Below are 16,865 nucleotides of genomic sequence, written 5' to 3'. Positions count from 1 at the left end.
TTAACTTACGCGGCTTCCTGCTGCTCGACCCAGGCGCTGGCGCACATCTTACAAAGGTCGCGGATGCGGCCGATGTAGCTGGCGCGCTCGGCGACGGCGATCGCGCCGCGGGCGTTCATCAGGTTGAAGAGGTGGCTGGCTTTGAGGACCATGTCGTAGGCGGGCAGCACCAGGGCCTTATCCTGGTACGAGCGGGCCAGCATCAGCGGCACCTGCTCTTCCATCTGCTCGAACTGCTGCTTCAGCACCGCAACGTCATAGCCGTGGAAGTTGGCTTCCGACTGCTGGCGCTCGTTCTCGAGGAACACGTCGCCATAGGTCGTCGCGCCCAGGGGCGAGTCCGGGTCGTTGAACGGGAGGTCGTAGACGTTGTCGACGCCGAACACATACATGGCCAGGCGCTCCAGGCCATAGGTCAGCTCGCCGGCCACCGGGTTCACGTCCAGGCCGCCGACCTGCTGAAAGTAGGTGTACTGCGACACTTCCATGCCGTCGCACCAGACTTCCCAGCCCAGGCCCCAGGCGCCGACGGTGGGGTTCTCCCAGTCGTCCTCGACGAAGCGGATGTCGTGGGTGCGCAGGTCCAGGCCGATCGCTTCCAGCGAACCCAGATACAGGTCCTGCATGTTCTCGGGGTTCGGCTTCAGGATCACCTGATACTGGTAGTAGTGCTGAAGGCGGTTGGGGTTCTCGCCATAGCGGCCATCGCCCGGACGGCGCGAGGGCTGCACATAGGCTGCGTTCCAGGCCTTCGGGCCAAGAGCGCGCAGCACTGTGGCCGGGTGCAGGGTCCCCGCCCCCACTTCCACGTCATGCGGCTGCAGGATGATGCAGCCCTGCCGGCTCCAATAGTCATGGAGCGTCAGGATCAGGCTTTGGAAGGACTTGGGTTTTTCGCGCGACATCGATCGAAGCAGGCCTAGAAAAAAGTCGGCGGACCATAGGGCTCGCCGCCGGGGGCTTCAAGCGATGTCCTTGCCGGAATGGGACGGAGTTGACGCCCTGCGCCGCCGCCCCCGAATACGCGCCTATTTCGAGAAGAACACCAAACTCGCCCCACAGACGATTAGTCCGAAACCCAGCAGGGTCGTCAACTTGATCTGCTCGCCAAGATAGAACACCGAAAACAGGGTGAACACGATCAGCGTAATCGCCTCTTGCCCGGTCTTGAGCTGAGCCGTCGAATACATCGTGCTCCCAATCCGGTTGGCGGGAACCGCCAACATGTACTCCGGCAGGGCGATCAGCCAACTGGTCAGAATGGCGACGGGCAAGGCCATGCTCTTGTTCTTGAGGTGACCGTACCAGGCGAAGGTCATGAACACATTGGACGCCACCAGCATCAGCCAAGGCGCGAGCTTCAGGATGATAGGCGGCATGTCGAACAACTCCGGGTCTGTCGGCGGGAGGCGCAACCTAGGCCAACGCGCCAGCCGCGCACCAGCGGTCATCCCGTCGACCCAAAACGCCAGATTCTTTCGCACCGGCGACGCTCGAAGCCCGCTTTTTAGGCGCCCCGCCCATTTCGTTTCCGAAACCTTGCTCGCGCGCCCCGTCACCGAACCGTCGCCGATAGCGTGATCGGGCCGGGGAAACGATGCAGCGCGTAAGGGCGGCGTCGGCGGTGATCACAAACGGGGGCGACGTCGTCTTCGAACAATCAAGCAAATCAAGCCCGCGTCTCGGCGGGCCGGAGTAAGGCGGATGAAACTGATCATAGCGGTCGTCAAACCCTTCAAGCTGGACGAGGTGCGCGAAGCGCTCGTCTCGGCTGGCGTCGAAGGCCTGACGGTGTCTGAAGTGAAGGGCTACGGCCGCCAGAAGGGCCAGACCGAGATCTACCGGGGCGCCGAGTACCAGGTGAATTTCGTGCCGAAGGTGAAGCTGGAGGCCGTCGTCGATGACGCCTCGGCCGCCAAGGCCGTCGAGGCCATCAAGGGCGCGGCCGCCACCGGCAAGATCGGCGACGGCAAGGTCTTCGTCGTCAATGTCGAAGAAGCCGTCCGCATCCGCACCGGCGAAACCGGCTCGGCCGCTCTGTAACGCATCGGGAAAAGGGGATACCGACGATGAAACTCACCTTCAAACCGCTGGCCGGGCTTGTGCTCGCCGCGACCCTCGCGGGGGCTCCGCTGGGGGCGGCCGCCTTCGCCCAAGAGGCCGCGCCCGCGCCGGCCGCCGCCGCGCCCGCCGAGGCCGCGCCGGCGCCAGCCGTGGCCGCGCCCGCCGAAGCCGCGCCTGCGCCGGCCGCCGCTCCGACCATCGAAGACAAGATGGACAAGGGCGACAACGCCTGGATGCTCACCTCCGCCCTGCTCGTCCTGCTGATGATCCTGCCGGGCCTGGCGCTGTTCTACGGCGGCCTGGTGCGCTCCAAGAACATGCTGTCGGTCATGATGCAGGTTTCGACCGTCGCCCTGATCGGCTTCGTCGCTTGGTTCCTGTGGGGCTACAGCTTCGCGTTCACCGATGGCGGCAGCTGGGACAAGTTCGTCGGCGGTCTGGGCCGCGTCTTCCTGAAGGACGTGACCCCGGCCAGCAACGTGGCGACCTTCTCAACGGGCGTTGTGATCCCGGAACTGACCTTCATCGCGTTCCAGGCGACCTTCGCGGCCATCACCGCCGCCCTCGTGGTCGGTTCGCTGGTCGAGCGCATGAAGTTCGCCGCCATCGTGGCCTTCGCCGTGCTGTGGCCGCTGCTGTCGTACTACCCGATCGCGCACATGGTCTGGTGGTGGCCGGGCCCGAACGCCATCGCTCTGGCGCCTGAAGATCCGGTCAAGTCGGGCCTGCTCTGGGGCTTCGGCGCCCTGGACTTCGCCGGCGGCACCGTCGTGCACATCAATGCCGGTATCGCGGCCCTGGTCGGCGCCCTGATCCTTGGCAAGCGCCAAGGCTACGGCAAGGAGCCGATGCCCCCGCACTCGCTGACCCTGACCCTGGTGGGCGCTGGCCTGCTGTGGGTGGGCTGGTTCGGCTTCAACGCCGGCTCGAACCTGGAGTCGAACGGCTACGCCTCGCTGGCCATGGTCAACACCTTCATCGCCACCGCTGGCGCGGGTCTGTCGTGGATCCTCGTTGAGTGGGTCACCCGCAAGAAGCCGTCGGCCCTGGGCCTGGCTTCGGGCATCGTGGCCGGCCTCGTCGCCGTGACCCCGGCCGCCGGCTTCGCCGGTCCGATGGGCGCCCTGATCCTGGGTCTGGTCGTTTCGCCGATCTGCATCATCTTCTGCTCGATCGTGAAGAACGCCCTGAAGTACGACGACAGCCTGGACGCCTTCGGCATCCACGGCGTCGGCGGCATCGTCGGCGCCCTGGGCACCGGCCTGGTCGTCAACCCGCTGTGGGGCGGCGCTGGCATCGTCGACTACACGACCTGCGGCAAGGACGGCGACCTGTCGACCTGCGACGCTCTGGCCTCCTACGAGCCGATCGCCCAGCTGCTCATCCAGGCCAAGGCCGTCGGCGTGACGGTGCTGTGGTCGGCCGTGGCCTCGGCCATCGTCTTCTTCATCATCAAGCTGGTGATCGGTCTGCGGGCTGCGCCGGAAGCCGAAGAAGACGGTCTGGACATCTCCGAACACGGCGAACGCGCCTACCACAGCTAAGGCTGGGGCCAGGCTCAAAGTCGAAGGGCGCGGAGGGAAACCTCCGCGCCCTTTCTCTTTGCGGTCATGCCGCCTGCCTAGATCCGCCGCGCCGTCACAATGGGCACAACGGGGTCCAGCATCTGGCCCTCCATAACGGGGTTGGTGGCCTTGCCCGGTGTCGGCAGGTTCAGGATCTTGCGGACGATCTCCATACCCTGCACCACCTGGCCAAAGGCCGCGAAACCGAGATTGTCCCCCTCCCCCGCCGGATTGGCGTCGAGATAGGGCGCGTCACCTACGCAGATAAAGAAGTCGCTATCGCCGGTGCCGGGCGCCTTGCGCGCCAGCGACAAGGTCCCGTCGACATGCCGAAGCCCCGTCTGGGTCGTCGGCTCATGCGCGATCGGCGGCAACAGCTTCTTCGGATCACCCTGCAGGCCGCCTTGGATCAGCCCGTAGTCCACGGAACTGGGCGCCTTGGCCGAGCGCCAGAAGCTCGAACCGTCGTAGCGCTTCTCATCTACATAGCGCAGGAAGTTCGCCACGGTCAGCGGCGCCTGCCGCGCCTTCAGCGCGATGATGATCGGACCAAGACCGGTGTCGAGGCGAACCAGAACATCGCCCGCGCCCGGCACGATCGGTGTCGCGGGCAGGCTCAAAATCTGCGCCGAGGCCAGACCCGGCGGGACCGCGAAGACGCCGAAGGCGGCCAGGACGTCACGGCGCTTCATCATCGTCTCCTCAGCTCAGGCGGCAGCGCCGCACCCACCAGTCCGGGCGCATCGTCTCCAGACGTTCGGCCAGACCTTCAGCCTCGATGTCGCTGGCGCAGAGCGCGAAACAGGTCGCACCGGAGCCCGACATGCGGACCAGCAGACTTTCCGGCTCGTCCCGCAGGACGTCCAGCACCTCGCCAATGCGCGGCTCCAGCCTCACGGCCGGCGCCTCCAGGTCGTTGCGCGTGGCGACGGCCAACCAGGCGGCGGCTTCTTCGGCGCTTTCAAGATGGTCGGGCATGAAGGGCCGCGCGGCCCCGTCGGGATGCACAGCCGTATCATAGGCCCGATAGACCGCGCCGGTCGGCGACGGCGCGCCGGGATTGACGAGCACCGCGTTCAACGCCGGCAGGCCGGGCGCGACGGACAGCCGCTCGCCTCGGCCTTCCGCCATCAAGGCCCGAGCCCGCAGACAGGCCGCGCCGTCGGCGCCAAGGCTCGCAGCCAGTAGCTCCAGGTCGTTATCCGATAGCGCCGGCGCCAAGGCGTCGCGCAACAGCTTCAAGGCCGCGCCCGCGTCGCTGGATCCGCCGCCAAGGCCGGCTGCGATGGGCAGATGCTTCTCCAGGATCAGCCGGTATGGCGGGATAGGGCCGCCCAGCCGCCGATGGAAGGTCTGGGCCGCGCGGACGACCAGATTGTCGCCGCCGTCCGGGATCTCGCGTCCGAACGGGCCGCAGGTCTCGAACGCCGGCGCGTCGCTGGGCTGGATGTTCACCCGGTCGCCCACATCAGCGAACACCATCAGGCTGGAGATCGGGTGATAGCCCTCTTCATCCGGCCCGCCCACGTGCAGGAACAGATTGACCTTGGCCGGGGCGAACGCTGACAGCCGCATGATCTCGTGACTCAAGGCTTGGACAGGCCCAAGCCGATAGCTCAGTTATGGGCGATCGTCGACTTGGTCGCCGGCGCCGAGAGCCCAAGCCCGTTCTTCAGCTTGTCTTCGGAGTCGACCTTCTGCTTGTCGGTAGGCTCAAGACTGAGAACCCGCTGCCACTGGAACCGCGCCTCGATGGTGCGGCCGACTTTCCAATAGGCGTCGCCCAGGTGGCCATTGATATCGGGGTCTCCGGGCTCGAGCTCGACCGCAGCCTCAAGTTTCTCGACCGCGGTCTTGTAGTCGCCGAGGCGGAAGTAAGCCCAGCCTAGCGAGTCCATCATGGCCCCCGACTGCGGCCGCGCCGCGACGGCCTTTTCGACCATGGCCAAGGCTTCGGGGAGACGCTCGTTGCGATCAATCCAGGAATAGCCGAGGAAATTCAGCAGTTCAGGTTCTTCCGGATTGACCTCTAGCGCCGACCGCAAATCCTGCTCGGCCTCCGGCCAGCGGCCGGCTTGCTCCAGAGCGACAGCCCGCAGATACAGCAGGCGCCAATCGGGGGCTGCGGCCTCGCGCGCCAGGATTGGATCCAGCACCGCCACCGCTTCGTCCCAGCGGCTGCTCGCCCGGAGAAGATCGGCCAGGGCGACGGCGGCATCCCGGTCATTCGGCGCGGAGATCGTCGCTGCGCGCGCCACTTCCAGCGCCTTGTCCTTGTCGCCAAGTTCGTTCCAGGCCCAGGCGATCTTGCTCTGCGCCGAGGCGTAGTGCGGCGAGCCGGCTTGCACGCGACCATAGGCTTCGATCGCCGCCTGATGATCATCGCCCTGGTTCAGCAAGTCGCCGACCAGGACCCAGGCCTCGTCGCGTCCCGGATCCAGGCGCAGGGCCAGGCGCAGATAGGCCAGGGCGAACTGGTTCTGCCGCTCGCCGGCGAAGGTGGCGGCGCAGGCGATCAAGCCCTCGGCCGCGCCCTGGCGCAGCGTCGGGGCGGGCGGCGGCGCGCCTCGAGCGGCGGCGCGGGCCCGGGCGCGTTGCAATCCAGTATCGGCGGGCGCGGCGCGAAGCGCGGCGTCGTACAGGGCTACGGCGTCGTCGTGACGCTTTCGACGCTCCAGGAACGCGCCGTAGTCCAGCGTGAAGATGCTGGCCGTCGCAGCGTTGGAGGTCAGGGCCTTGTAGTCAGTTTCGGCCTCGTCATAACGCTTGGCCCGTTCGAACAGGCGCGCCTGCCCCTGTTGGCCGAAGTACTGCACCAGCTTGTCGTTGCGCAGCACCGGCTGAACGGTCGCGCCCTCCTTGTCGCCGGCGGCGGCCGCAGTCCACGGCCCCAATAGCGCGACAGCCTGCTGGTGCGGGAAGCCAGGAGGATCCGACTTGAGGAGACTTTGCGCCTCCTTGCCATTGCCCAGGGCCAGCGCCTCGACCACGCGGGTCAGCACGCCCAGGCGACGGATAGCCTCCGTCCCCCCGGCCTCGGTCGGTGCGGCCGCAGCAGCGCGTGTGATCTCGCCGGACAACAGAAGCGCCGTGAACGAGCGCTCGGCGATGACGCCTGGGTCCTCGCCCAGCACCGCCGCCGTCCCGAAGTAGGTCGCCGCCGCCTTCGAATCGCCATCGCGCAGCGCGGCCTGGCCCGCGAGGAATTGGCCATAGGAGGTTCGCGTGTCGAAAAGCGAATAGCCTGGTCCGACGGGGCCCCGCATCGACACCGAGCCCGGCGCGGAAGCGCAGGCGGCCAGGGCGGAAACGGATACGCAGGCGAGCAGGACTTTAAGGCGCGTCATGTCGCCACCCTCGGAGGTTTCGAGGCGGTCCGCAAGAAAAAGCCTCCCGACCTGAGGGCCGGGAGGCTGCTTCGTCACATGTTCGGATAGTTCGGTCCGCCGCCGCCTTCCGGCGTGGTCCAGACGATGTTCTGCGACGGGTCCTTGATGTCGCAGGTTTTGCAGTGGACGCAGTTCTGCGCGTTGATCTGGAAGCGCGGATCAGTTCCCTGCTCGTTGTAGAGCACTTCATAGACGCCGGCCGGGCAGTAGAGCCGCGCCGGCTCGCCGTACTTGGGCAGGTTCACCTGGATCGGCACCGAAGGATCCTTGAGGCGCAGGTGCGCCGGCTGGTCTTCCTCGTGGTTGGTCGCCGACAGGAACACCGAGCTCAGCTTGTCGAAGCTGATCACGCCATCCGGCTTAGGATAGACGATGGGTTTATAGTCCTTGGCGAGGCCCGTCGACGCCGCGTCGGTCTTCTCGTGCTTCATGGTGCCGAAGAACGAGAAGCCCAGCAGGTGGTTGGTCCACATGTCGAGCATGCCGAACGCGCCGCCCAGCGTGGTGCCGAACTTGCCCAGCAGCGGCTTGGCGTTGCGGACGACCTTCAGCTCCTTGGCCACCCACGACTTGTCATAGGACGTCTGATAGGCGGTCAGCTCGTCGCTGGCGCGACCGGCCTGCACGGCCTCGAAAGCCGCTTCGGCGGCCAGCATGCCGGTCTTCACGGCATTATGGCTGCCCTTGATGCGTGGCACGTTCACGAAGCCCGCCGAGCAGCCGATCAGGGCCCCGCCCGGGAAGGTCAGCTTCGGCACAGACTGATAGCCGCCCTCGGTGATGGCGCGCGCGCCGTAGGCGATGCGCTTGCCGCCTTCCAGGTAGGGACGGACCGAAGGGTGCTGCTTGAAACGCTGGAACTCGTCGAACGGCGACAGCCAGGGGTTCTTGTAGTTCAGGTGCACGACGTAGCCGATGGCCACGTAGTTGTCCCCGAAGTGGTACATGAAGCTGCCGCCGCCCGTCTGGTCGTCCAGCGGCCAGCCCGTGGTGTGCTCGGCCAGGCCCGGCTGGTGCTGCTCGGGCGGAACTTGCCAGAGTTCCTTGATGCCGATGCCGTACTTCTGCGGCGACTTGCCCTCGTCCAGCTTGAACTTGGCGATCAGTTGCTTGGCCAGCGAGCCGCGCACGCCCTCGGCGATGAAGACGTACTTGCCGTGCAACTCCATGCCCGGCTGGTAGTCCGGCTTCTTCTCGCCGTCCTTGGCGATGCCGACCACGCCGACCACTACGCCCTTGACCGAGCCGTCGTCGTTCCAGACGAGGTCCGAGGCCGCAAAGCCCGGATAGATCTCGACGCCCAGCTCCTCGGCCTTGCCGGCCAGCCAGCGGGTCAGATTGGCCAAGGAGGCGATGTAGCAGCCGTGGTTGTGCATGAACGGCGGCATGGCGAACATCGGCAGGCTGAGTTCGCCTTGCGGGCCCAGCAGCTTGAAGCGGTCCTTGGTGACCGGCGTCTCCAGCGGCGCGCCCTCTTCCTTCCAGTTGGGGAAGAGTTCAGCCAGACCCTTGGGGTCGATCACCGCGCCCGACAGGATGTGCGCGCCGACTTCCGAGCCCTTTTCCAACAGGGCGACCGAGATCTCGGTCCCGGCCTTGGCGGCCATCTGCTTCAGACGGATCGCCGCCGAGAGGCCTGCGGGACCGCCGCCGACGATGACGACGTCGTATTCCATCGACTCGCGTTCGAGGTCTTCGCTCATGGGATCTCCCGGTGAGGCCCTACGGCCGCTCTTATGACTGTTTGATTCACAGCTTATCCGAACGTGACGCGGGGGTGGTCAAGCACCTAGCCGGATTTTTTGCTGCAGCGCAGCGTGGAGACCGGCGACAATCCGAGTTAAGACGGTCGCATGAGCCTCGCCGTCGATCAACGCGCCGTCGAAAGCCTGCTGGCCTTCTGGGCCGATGCGGGCGTCGAGGCCCTGTACGCGGACGCCCCGATCGATCGTCTCGCCGAGGGCGCGGCGATGCTCCGCGCCAAGAGCCAACCGCCCCCGCCGCCAGCGCCCGTCGCCCGCCCCGGCATGGCCATGGTCCGCTCGCCCGACATCGCTTCGGCCGTCGCCGCCGCCAGGGCCGCAGCCGCCACCTGCAACGACCTTGAGAGCCTGGCCGCCGCCATCGCCGCCTTCGACGGTTGTCCGCTCAAGAGCCAGGGCGCCAAGCAGGCCGTATTCTCGCGCGGCGTCAGCGACGCCCAGCTCATGATCATCGGGGAAGGTCCCGGCGCCGACGAGGACGCCCAAGGCCAGCCCTTCGTCGGCCGCGCGGGCAAACTTCTCGACCGGATGCTAAAGGCCGCCGGGCTTGAGGAGCGGGTGTTCATCACCAACACGGTGTTCTGGCGCCCGCCCGGTAACCGGACGCCGACGCCGCAAGAGCAGGCGACCTGCGCGCCGTTCGTCGAGCGCGCGATCGCGCTGGTGAAGCCCAAGATGCTGCTGCTGGCCGGCGGGGCCTCCGCCAAGGCCATGCTCAAGCGCGATGAAGGCATCCTGTCGATGCGCGGGCGCTGGTTCGAATGGGTCTCGGACGACCAGTCCATGGCGCTTCCGGCCATGCCGACCCTGCACCCGGCCTTCCTGCTGCGCACGCCCGCGCAGAAGAAGCGGGCTTGGCAAGACCTGCTGACCCTGACCGAGCGGCTTGATCGGCCGGACCGCCCGCACTAAGGTTTCCACAACCAGTCGGAACGGGGACGCGCGCCTTGCGGGGGAACGCGTATTGCTTTTGAAGCTTCGGGCTCGCCTTCTGGCCGTGCTGTCGGCCTGCATGCTGTCTGTCTCCGCCTTGGCCGCCCAGGCCAGCGGGCTTGAACCGCTGTCGGGTGATGATGTCCGATACTATCGCGCTGCGTTCTCCGCCGCTGATCGCGGCGACTTCGCCGCCGCCGAGGCGGCCTTCGCAAACACCCGCGACCGCAGCCTGGCCGGACGTCTCGCCTTCGCCAAGGTCATGCACCCGACCCGCTATTCCGCCAGCTACACCGAGCTGACCCGCTGGCTGGACAGCTATGGCGAAGAGGCCGGCGCCGACCGCGTCTACAGCTTGGCGCTCAAGCGCAAACCGAGCGGCAAGCGTGTGGTCGCACCGCCGACGCCCACGCTGTTCATCGCCGATGAAAGCGGCCCGCCGCCCGCCGACAAGGGCCGCGCGGCGCGCGAGGCCTACTATTCGGGCGATGTGAGGCAAGCCCTGGCCTTGGCCATCGCCGGCGGCGAGCGCTGGATCGCCGGGCTCTCGGCGATCCGCCTCGGCGACGCCGCCCAGGCCCAAGGCTTCTTCGAACAGGTCGCCGACGACGAACACGAGGACGAGTGGCTCCGCGCCGCCGGCGCCTTCTGGGCCGCGCGCGCCGCCGGCCAACAAGGCCACGGCGCTCAGGCGCGCGACCTGCTGCTCAAGGCTGCGCATGCGCCCCATACCTTCTACGGCATGATCGCCGCGCGCCAGCTGACCATGGCGGGCGTTCCGGTGACGGAGCCCCAGGAAGACCCGATCGCGACACTGCTCTCGCGCGCCGCCTACACCGGGCCAGACACCGAGTCGCTGAACGCTTTGGTCACCGCCGATCCGCGCGCGCGTCGCGCCGCCGCCTTGGCTCAGGTCGGCCGCTGGCGCGAAGCGGGGCTGGAGCTGCGCGCAGGTCTCTCGCTGGCGGAAACAGAATCGCTGCGCGCAGACTGGACGACGCTGGCCCTGGCGCTCAACGCCAAGGCGCCCTTGAACGCCGGCCGACCGGTGCGCCGCGTGGGCGGTGAAGACTATCCCCTGCCGCCACTGGACCCGATCGGCGGCTTCACGATCGACAAGGCGATGGTCTACGCCCTGGTACGCCAGGAAAGCCGCTTTGACCCCCTCGCCGTTTCCAACGCCGGCGCGGTGGGCCTGATGCAGGTACGGCCGACGTCAGCCGCCGACGTCGTGGGCGACGACACGCTACGCACCGACAACACCCCGCTGTTTGACCCGGCGTTCAACCTGCGGGCCGGCCAGGACTATTTCACCTGGCTTATGGACCGCGGCCTCAAGAGCCCGGACGTCCTGCGCGCCGTGGCGGCCTATAACGGAGGCCCCGCCACGCTGAACCGGACTCTCGCCCAGCTCGGCGCCGATTGCGACAGCCTGCTGCTGATCGAGAGCCTGCCCTTCAAGGAAACCCGCAACTACGTCGAGAAGGTGATGGCCAGCTACTGGACGTATCGCAAGCTGATGGGCGCAGAGAACAAGACGCTGGATGCGGTCGCCAGCGGCGCGCGGACGGTCGATTTCCGTCTCGATCCGCAGGTCGAGATGCCGACCACCATCGACCAGCTCATGGCGCAGCTGCCTTAGAGGCCCGGATCTCGCGACCAGCCGGGGCCTAGTAGGTGATGGCCTTGGCCTTGGTGGCCCTGGCGAGCCCGTTTTCATCCGCAACCACGCCTGAGGGCCAGTCCAGGCGACGAAGCAATACGCCGTGCATCTTGGGCGCCAGCCGGCCCAGCAGCCCGCCCGGCGCGATCAATCTCGCGGGCGCGCCGGCCCCACCGGCCAGATGCCGTTCTACCGGCTCGCGCCATCCCTCGCGCAGCACAGGCCCTGACCGAAGCGTAAGCACCCAATCGCCGCGCGCCGCCCTCGCGCCCGCCGCCAAGCGCTCCTTGGCGGCGCCCGTCTCGCGCACGAGCCGAGCGCCGCTGTCCTCGGCCAAGGCTTCGACGCCGGGTTCATCGCCCGCGACCAGCACGACTTCCTTCACCAAGCCATCGACAGCGGCGGGCACCAGCATCGACATCTGGGCGGCCAAGCCCGGCAAGTCTTCGGAAGCGATGAGGACGACGGAGATCATACCCTTGCTTCGCGAGCCCAGGCCTCGCGGTCAAGAGTGGCAAGCCTAGCTGAAGAGATCCATCTGCGCGTTCACGGGGCGCGGTGGCCTGAACTGACTGATGTCCAGGGCGGTCCAAGGTTGGTCGAGGCCGAACTTCTTGACCGCCAGATGGAACCGCTGCCGTAGCACCTCGGCGACGGGACCATCGCCGACCATCCGGTCGCCCCATGCCGCCCGGTAGACCTCGCCGGATCGGATTTGCCGCACCAACGACATGACCTTACGCGCGCGATCGGGATAGTCGGCCTCGAGCCATTCCTCGAACAGTTGTGCGATCTCCCGGGGGAGACGTAGCGCCACATAGCCCGCGCCTTGAGCGCCGGCTTTGGCGGCGGCCTCCAGCACCGCCTCGACCTCGTGGTCGTTCAGCCCCGGTATGGCGGGCGCGAACATGACGGTTACAGGCACGCCCGCCTCGGTCAGCCGCCGTACCGCCTCGATGCGCTTGCCGGGCGTCGCTGCGCGCGGCTCCATGCTGCGCGCCAATCGGCGATCGAGGGTGGTTATCGAGATCGCCGCGCGCGCAAGGCCTCGCTCGGCCATCCGGCTCAACACATCCAGGTCCCGCAGGATCAGCGCCGACTTGGTGATCAGCGTGAACGGGTGGCCGAAACGCTCCAGGGTCTCGATCACCTGCCGGGTGACGCGTAGCGTCTTTTCGTCAGGCTGATAGGGATCGGTGTCGCCGCCAATATGGATCGTGGCTGGCTTGTAGCCGGGCTTGGACAGCTCCTTGGCCAGCAGTTCCCCCGCCTGCGGCTTGAAGAAGATCTTGCTCTCGAAATCCAGGCCTGGCGACAGACCCAGATACGCATGGGCCGGCCGGGCGTAGCAGTAGATGCAACCGTGGCTGCACCCGCGATAGGGATTGATCGATCGGTCAAAGCCGACGTCAGGACTCTGGTTGCGGGCGATGATTGTCCGCGACTTCATCGGCTGCAGTTGGGTTAGAATCTGCGCGGGTTCCGCGTCCTCGTTCCACCCGTCGTCGAACGCTTCTCGAACCTGAGACTCAAAGCGTCCCGTCCGGTTCGATTTGGCGCCGCGCCCTCGCGCCGCTGGCCCCAGTTTCGCTGCCTCTGCCATGGCGAGGACGATGCGCGATCTACCGGAACATAACAAGAACAATTACAGCCACTGGACCAAATGGCGCTCAGTCCTTCGCCGCGACGCGATCCAGATACTGCCGGATGTTCGCCGCTTCGGCCGCCGTATTGGCCAAGGCGATGGCCCGGTCGAAGGCCTGACGGGCCTCGGCCCGGCGGCCTGCCTGAAGCAGGAGAGCGCCGCGTGCGCCGTGATAGGGGAAATAGGCGTCCAGCCGGCCGCCAAGCGGCGCGATCATCTCAAGCGCCGCGTCGGGGCCGCGAACCTTAGCGATGGCGACCGCTCGGTTCAGGGTGATCACCGGCGATGGCTGCATGATTTCCAAGGTGGCGTACAGGCGATCGATGCCCGCCCAGTCGGTATCCTCGGCGCACGCCGCCCGCGCATGAAGGGCGGCGATCGCCGCCTGCACCTGGTAGGGTCCCGGCGCCTGCTTGAGCATGGCCTTATCGATCAGGGCCAAACCCTCGTCGATCATCCTGCGGTTCCAGAGACTTCGGTCCTGGTCTTCGAGCAGGATCGCCGCGCCGTCGGCCGCAAAGCGCGCGTCGGAACGCGCATGCTGGAGCAGTAGCAGCGCGGCCAAACCCATCATCTCCGGCTCGGCCGGGAAGAGGCGCAGCAACAGGCGAGCCAAACGGATGGCCTCGTCGCAAAGGCCGCCCTTGGCCTCGAGCGCCTTACCGCTGGCCGAGTAGCCCTCGTTGAAGACGAGATAGATCATCGCCGCGACCGCTGCGAACCGTTCGGCGCGCTCAATGGGTCCCGGCGCCTCGAACGGCGCGTCGCCCGCGCCGATCCTGGCCTTGGCCCGGGTGATGCGCTGCTCCATTGCCGTGTCGCTGACGACGAAGGCCCGCGCGATCTCTCTGACCGAGAGGCCCGAGACAATCCGCAGCGCCAAGGCGATCTGCTGCGTCGCCGGCAAATCCGGATGGCAGCAGATGAACAGCAGCCTCAGCACGTCGTCTCGATAATGCGCGCTATCCAGCCGTTCGGCCGCCTCGGCCTCGGCGTCTTCTAGGTCTGAGAGCAGGTCCTCGGGCGGTAGGGGCGCGTTGCGGCTGGTCTTGCGGACGGCGTCGATGGCGGCGTTGCGACCAACCATGATCAGCCAAGCGGTCGGATCGCGCGGCGGACCATTCTTCGGCCAAGCCTTCAGAGCGCGCAGGCAGGCGTCCTGAAAGGCCTCATCGGCCGCATCCATGTCGCGGAAATAGCGAAGCAGCGCCGCCATGGCCTGGGGGCGAGCGGCGGCGAGCGCGCCCTCGATCCAGCCGAAGTCGGTCACGCGCCTGCGGGGCCAGGCTGGAACATGGCGATCGGACGGATCTCGTAGGAACCGCCGGGATTGGCCTTGCCGAGGTCCTTGGCGACCTGCAACGCGCCATCCAGGGATTCGCAGTCGACGACGTAGAAGCCCAGCAGTTGTTCCTTGGTCTCGGCGAAGGGGCCATCCAGGACCAAGGGTGGCTCGCGGTCCTTGCGCAAAGTGGTCGCCGCCGTGGTCGGCATCAGGCGCGCGACGGGCCCCAAGCGCCCCTCCTCCGCCAACCGCTGCTGCACCGCGCCCAGCTTCGCCATCACGGCCGCGTCCTCTTCCTTGGACCAGGCGCAGACGACGTCTTCTTGGTTGTAGCAAAGAATGGCGTAGAGCATGGCGGTCCTCTTCTCCCGTCACAAGGACGGCGGACTATGGCGTCTCCCGACACCGTGCTGGAAGTTATTTGCGCTCAGCCCCCAAGCGCGCGCAGCCGCCGACGAACGGGTTCGTCATAGACCTTCAGGACCGCCCAGGACCCGACAACGATCATCACCATCGCGACGATGGCGAACCCGACGGGATAACCTTCTCCGCCCAGTGCTCTGTACGCCCGCAGCAGCAGCTCCCAACCCAACCAGTGCAGCGCATAGAGCGGATAGGAGATCGCGCCTGCCGCTCGGCAAGCCTCGCCGGCGAAACCCTTGGGATCCCGACGCCCCGCCAAGACCATCAGGGGGAAGACGACGCTGATGCAGACGAAGTCGTAAAGCCAGTTCAGCGGCGTCCAGGGCGCGCAAACCACCGCGCACAGAACCAGCGCAAGCAGCCAGACCGGCAAGCTCCAACGCGTGAACGCCTGGATGCGATAGCAGCCCCAACCCAGCAGGAACGCGAAGAGGGTTCGCAGAAAGCTGATGACGAAGGTGCCTCTGTCCCAGCCGGTCAGCACCCCGCCCATGCCATGGGCGACATAGATCATCACCGGCAGCAGCAGCACGACCATCAGCACGTGCCCCATGACGCCCAGACGGCGTAGCGGAAACCAGGCCGCACCGACCGCGAGCTCGAAGAACAGCGACCAAGCCGGCGGATTCAATGGGAAAAGCGGCGAGAACCCGTTCTGATCGATCCAGACACGCGGGACCATCAGCAAGCCCAGCGCCAGCCAGCCCGGCACGCTTTCCCGATGCTGGATGATCACCATGGCGCCGCCCAGCATGGTGAGGGCGATCAAGGGCCACAGCCGCACCAGCCGCTGCCGCATGAAGCCCAACCAGCTGATCTCGCGGGCGCCATAGGCGTGCGCCAGCACAAAGCCGGAAAGGCAGAAGAAGAAGTCGACGGCCAAATAGCCGTGCGGGACCAGCCAAGGCCGGCCCGTCCAGCTGCCGATGTGGTAGAGCATGACCCCTACGGCGGCGACGCCGCGCAGACCGTCCAGCGCCTCGTACCGTCGCCCAGCCTCGAAAACCCGCAAACTCTCGCCCTCGCGCCCGCCTCTGCTTAGACGGCGCGCCGCGCCGCTGGCAACTCAGCTCGCGGGCTTCTCAAGCAGAAGCGCCTTGGTGAGAAAGGCGCGGTCCTCAGCGACAAGCCGCAATCCAACCGCGCCGAAGAGGCTGGGCAGGTCGGTCTCTGCATAGCTGGCGTAGTAGGGCTCGTGGAAATAGACGGGGAAGGCCTCGAGCAGGCGCGCCAAATCCGGCGTGTCCGCCGGCTGGACGGAGTCGACCAGAACCAACACCCCGCCGGGCTTGAGAACGCGCGCCAGACTCGCCGCCACCACAGGCCGCACGCGAGGCGGCAATTCATGGAAGAGATAGACGCAGGTAACTGCATCCAAAGAGGAATCCGCGAAAGGCAAGGTCTCGGCGTTCGCCTTGATCCCACCGGCGCCGGCCCGTCGCCGGGACTTGGCCAGATAGGCTTCGGACAGGTCCAGGCCCGCCAAAGCCGCGCGTGGAAAGGTCGCCTTCAGATCCTTCAGGAAAGCGCCCGAACCACACGCCACGTCGATGATTTTCGCGCCGCGATGATCACGGCCGCGCCAGTGTCGCGCCAATAGCGACAGGCCACGCCGCCGCATCGCGGCCGCCGTACCGGAGAAGAGCGCCTCGACCTGGGCGTCATAGCGCCGCGCGCTCTCGGCGGTGAACCAGCCTCCGGACTGAAAGTGGAAGTTCTGACGGTAATAGTTCGGATAGATTGAGCGATCAGCCGCATCGCGAACTTCGACGCCGTCGCCTTTGCGTCGCCGCTGGTCGACCTCGAAGGCGTCGGCGATGAAGTCCGCGGCCTCGCGCAAGGCGGCCGAGGGGCGCACCGGCCCGTTCTCGATGGCGGGATAGACGCCGCTGGCGACATCACGCGCGTCTTTCTCGAAGGCCTCGAGATACGCGCGACGCAAGCTGGTTGGGATGGGCGCCGGGGTCGTCGGCGCGAAATGCCGGGCCTGGGCGCCCTGTGTCGGTCGGGTCAGGGAGCGAGCAAGACCGCCCGTCGCCGTCCACCACGCCGCCTTGACGGCGGCCTTGGCGCCTTGACCTACGGCGTCGAGCGCAAAGGCCGGCCGCCCACGTTCGCTGCTGGTCTGGACCATA

Annotated in this window: 16 protein-coding genes; 4 read left to right on the top strand and 12 right to left on the bottom strand. The window is 67.0% G+C overall.

The annotated features are described in order from the left end of the window. Positions 1-5: 5 nt before the first annotated feature. The gene (locus tag CA606_RS08660; protein ID WP_096051503.1) at positions 6-905 is read right to left on the bottom strand and encodes a glycine--tRNA ligase subunit alpha; all 900 of its coding nucleotides are present in this window, start codon (positions 903-905) and stop codon (positions 6-8) included. Positions 906-1,028: 123 nt separating this feature from the next. Then, on the bottom strand, positions 1,029-1,379 hold the full coding sequence (locus CA606_RS08655) for a DMT family protein (protein WP_096053821.1): 351 nt from the start codon (positions 1,377-1,379) through the stop codon (positions 1,029-1,031). Between the two features lie 325 nt (positions 1,380-1,704). On the opposite strand from CA606_RS08655, the gene CA606_RS08650 reads away from it, so the two are divergent. Continuing rightward, complete coding sequence (locus tag CA606_RS08650; protein WP_096051504.1) at positions 1,705-2,043, top strand: P-II family nitrogen regulator; 339 nt, start codon at positions 1,705-1,707, stop codon at positions 2,041-2,043. 26 nt (positions 2,044-2,069) lie between these two features. Further along, on the top strand, positions 2,070-3,608 hold the full coding sequence (locus tag CA606_RS08645; protein ID WP_096051505.1) for an ammonium transporter: 1,539 nt from the start codon (positions 2,070-2,072) through the stop codon (positions 3,606-3,608). A gap of 77 nt (positions 3,609-3,685) precedes the next feature. Here the strand turns inward: CA606_RS08645 and CA606_RS08640 are convergent, their stop codons facing one another. From CA606_RS08640 to CA606_RS08625, 4 genes are all read right to left on the bottom strand, one after another. After that, the gene (locus tag CA606_RS08640; RefSeq protein ID WP_096051506.1) at positions 3,686-4,324 is read right to left on the bottom strand and encodes a peptidylprolyl isomerase; all 639 of its coding nucleotides are present in this window, start codon (positions 4,322-4,324) and stop codon (positions 3,686-3,688) included. A gap of 7 nt (positions 4,325-4,331) precedes the next feature. Beyond that, a complete protein-coding gene (locus CA606_RS08635) occupies positions 4,332-5,204 on the bottom strand; it encodes a 4-(cytidine 5'-diphospho)-2-C-methyl-D-erythritol kinase (RefSeq protein ID WP_096051507.1) in 873 nt (290 codons plus the stop codon). A 41-nt stretch (positions 5,205-5,245) separates the two neighbouring features. Beyond that, positions 5,246-6,976, bottom strand: coding sequence for a tetratricopeptide repeat protein (locus CA606_RS08630; protein ID WP_096051508.1), 1,731 nt, complete (start codon positions 6,974-6,976; stop codon positions 5,246-5,248). 74 nt (positions 6,977-7,050) lie between these two features. After that, positions 7,051-8,721 (bottom strand): electron transfer flavoprotein-ubiquinone oxidoreductase, encoded by a 1,671-nt coding sequence (locus CA606_RS08625; protein ID WP_096051509.1) that lies wholly within the window; start codon positions 8,719-8,721, stop codon positions 7,051-7,053. Positions 8,722-8,871: 150 nt separating this feature from the next. Between CA606_RS08625 and CA606_RS08620 the strand changes: the two genes are divergently transcribed. Further along, the gene (locus tag CA606_RS08620; protein ID WP_096051510.1) at positions 8,872-9,693 is read left to right on the top strand and encodes a uracil-DNA glycosylase; all 822 of its coding nucleotides are present in this window, start codon (positions 8,872-8,874) and stop codon (positions 9,691-9,693) included. Positions 9,694-9,745: 52 nt separating this feature from the next. After that, complete coding sequence (locus tag CA606_RS08615) at positions 9,746-11,356, top strand: lytic transglycosylase domain-containing protein (protein ID WP_096051511.1); 1,611 nt, start codon at positions 9,746-9,748, stop codon at positions 11,354-11,356. A 28-nt stretch (positions 11,357-11,384) separates the two neighbouring features. Here CA606_RS08615 and CA606_RS08610 read toward each other — a convergent pair whose 3' ends face one another. From CA606_RS08610 to CA606_RS08585, 6 genes are all read right to left on the bottom strand, one after another. After that, positions 11,385-11,852 (bottom strand): cell wall biosynthesis glycosyltransferase, encoded by a 468-nt coding sequence (locus CA606_RS08610; protein ID WP_096051512.1) that lies wholly within the window; start codon positions 11,850-11,852, stop codon positions 11,385-11,387. A 45-nt stretch (positions 11,853-11,897) separates the two neighbouring features. Beyond that, the gene (locus CA606_RS08605; RefSeq protein ID WP_096051513.1) at positions 11,898-12,980 is read right to left on the bottom strand and encodes a PA0069 family radical SAM protein; all 1,083 of its coding nucleotides are present in this window, start codon (positions 12,978-12,980) and stop codon (positions 11,898-11,900) included. Positions 12,981-13,047: 67 nt separating this feature from the next. After that, positions 13,048-14,292: an RNA polymerase sigma factor gene (locus tag CA606_RS08600; RefSeq protein ID WP_096051514.1), complete on the bottom strand. Its 1,245-nt coding sequence runs from the start codon at positions 14,290-14,292 to the stop codon at positions 13,048-13,050. Next, positions 14,289-14,660, bottom strand: coding sequence for a YciI family protein (locus tag CA606_RS08595; protein WP_096051515.1), 372 nt, complete (start codon positions 14,658-14,660; stop codon positions 14,289-14,291). Before CA606_RS08595 ends, CA606_RS08600 begins: the two co-directional genes overlap by 4 nt. Positions 14,661-14,734: 74 nt before the next feature. Continuing rightward, complete coding sequence (locus tag CA606_RS08590; protein WP_096051516.1) at positions 14,735-15,742, bottom strand: acyltransferase family protein; 1,008 nt, start codon at positions 15,740-15,742, stop codon at positions 14,735-14,737. Between the two features lie 54 nt (positions 15,743-15,796). Next, positions 15,797-16,864, bottom strand: a complete 1,068-nt coding sequence (locus CA606_RS08585) for a class I SAM-dependent methyltransferase (protein ID WP_096051517.1) — start codon at positions 16,862-16,864, stop codon at positions 15,797-15,799. Position 16,865: the final 1 nt, after the last annotated feature.

The sequence above is a fragment of the Caulobacter vibrioides genome (assembly GCF_002310375.3).
In the GTDB taxonomy this organism is placed as follows: domain Bacteria; phylum Pseudomonadota; class Alphaproteobacteria; order Caulobacterales; family Caulobacteraceae; genus Caulobacter; species Caulobacter vibrioides_D.
This window is presented reverse-complemented; position numbering and strand designations above follow the sequence as displayed.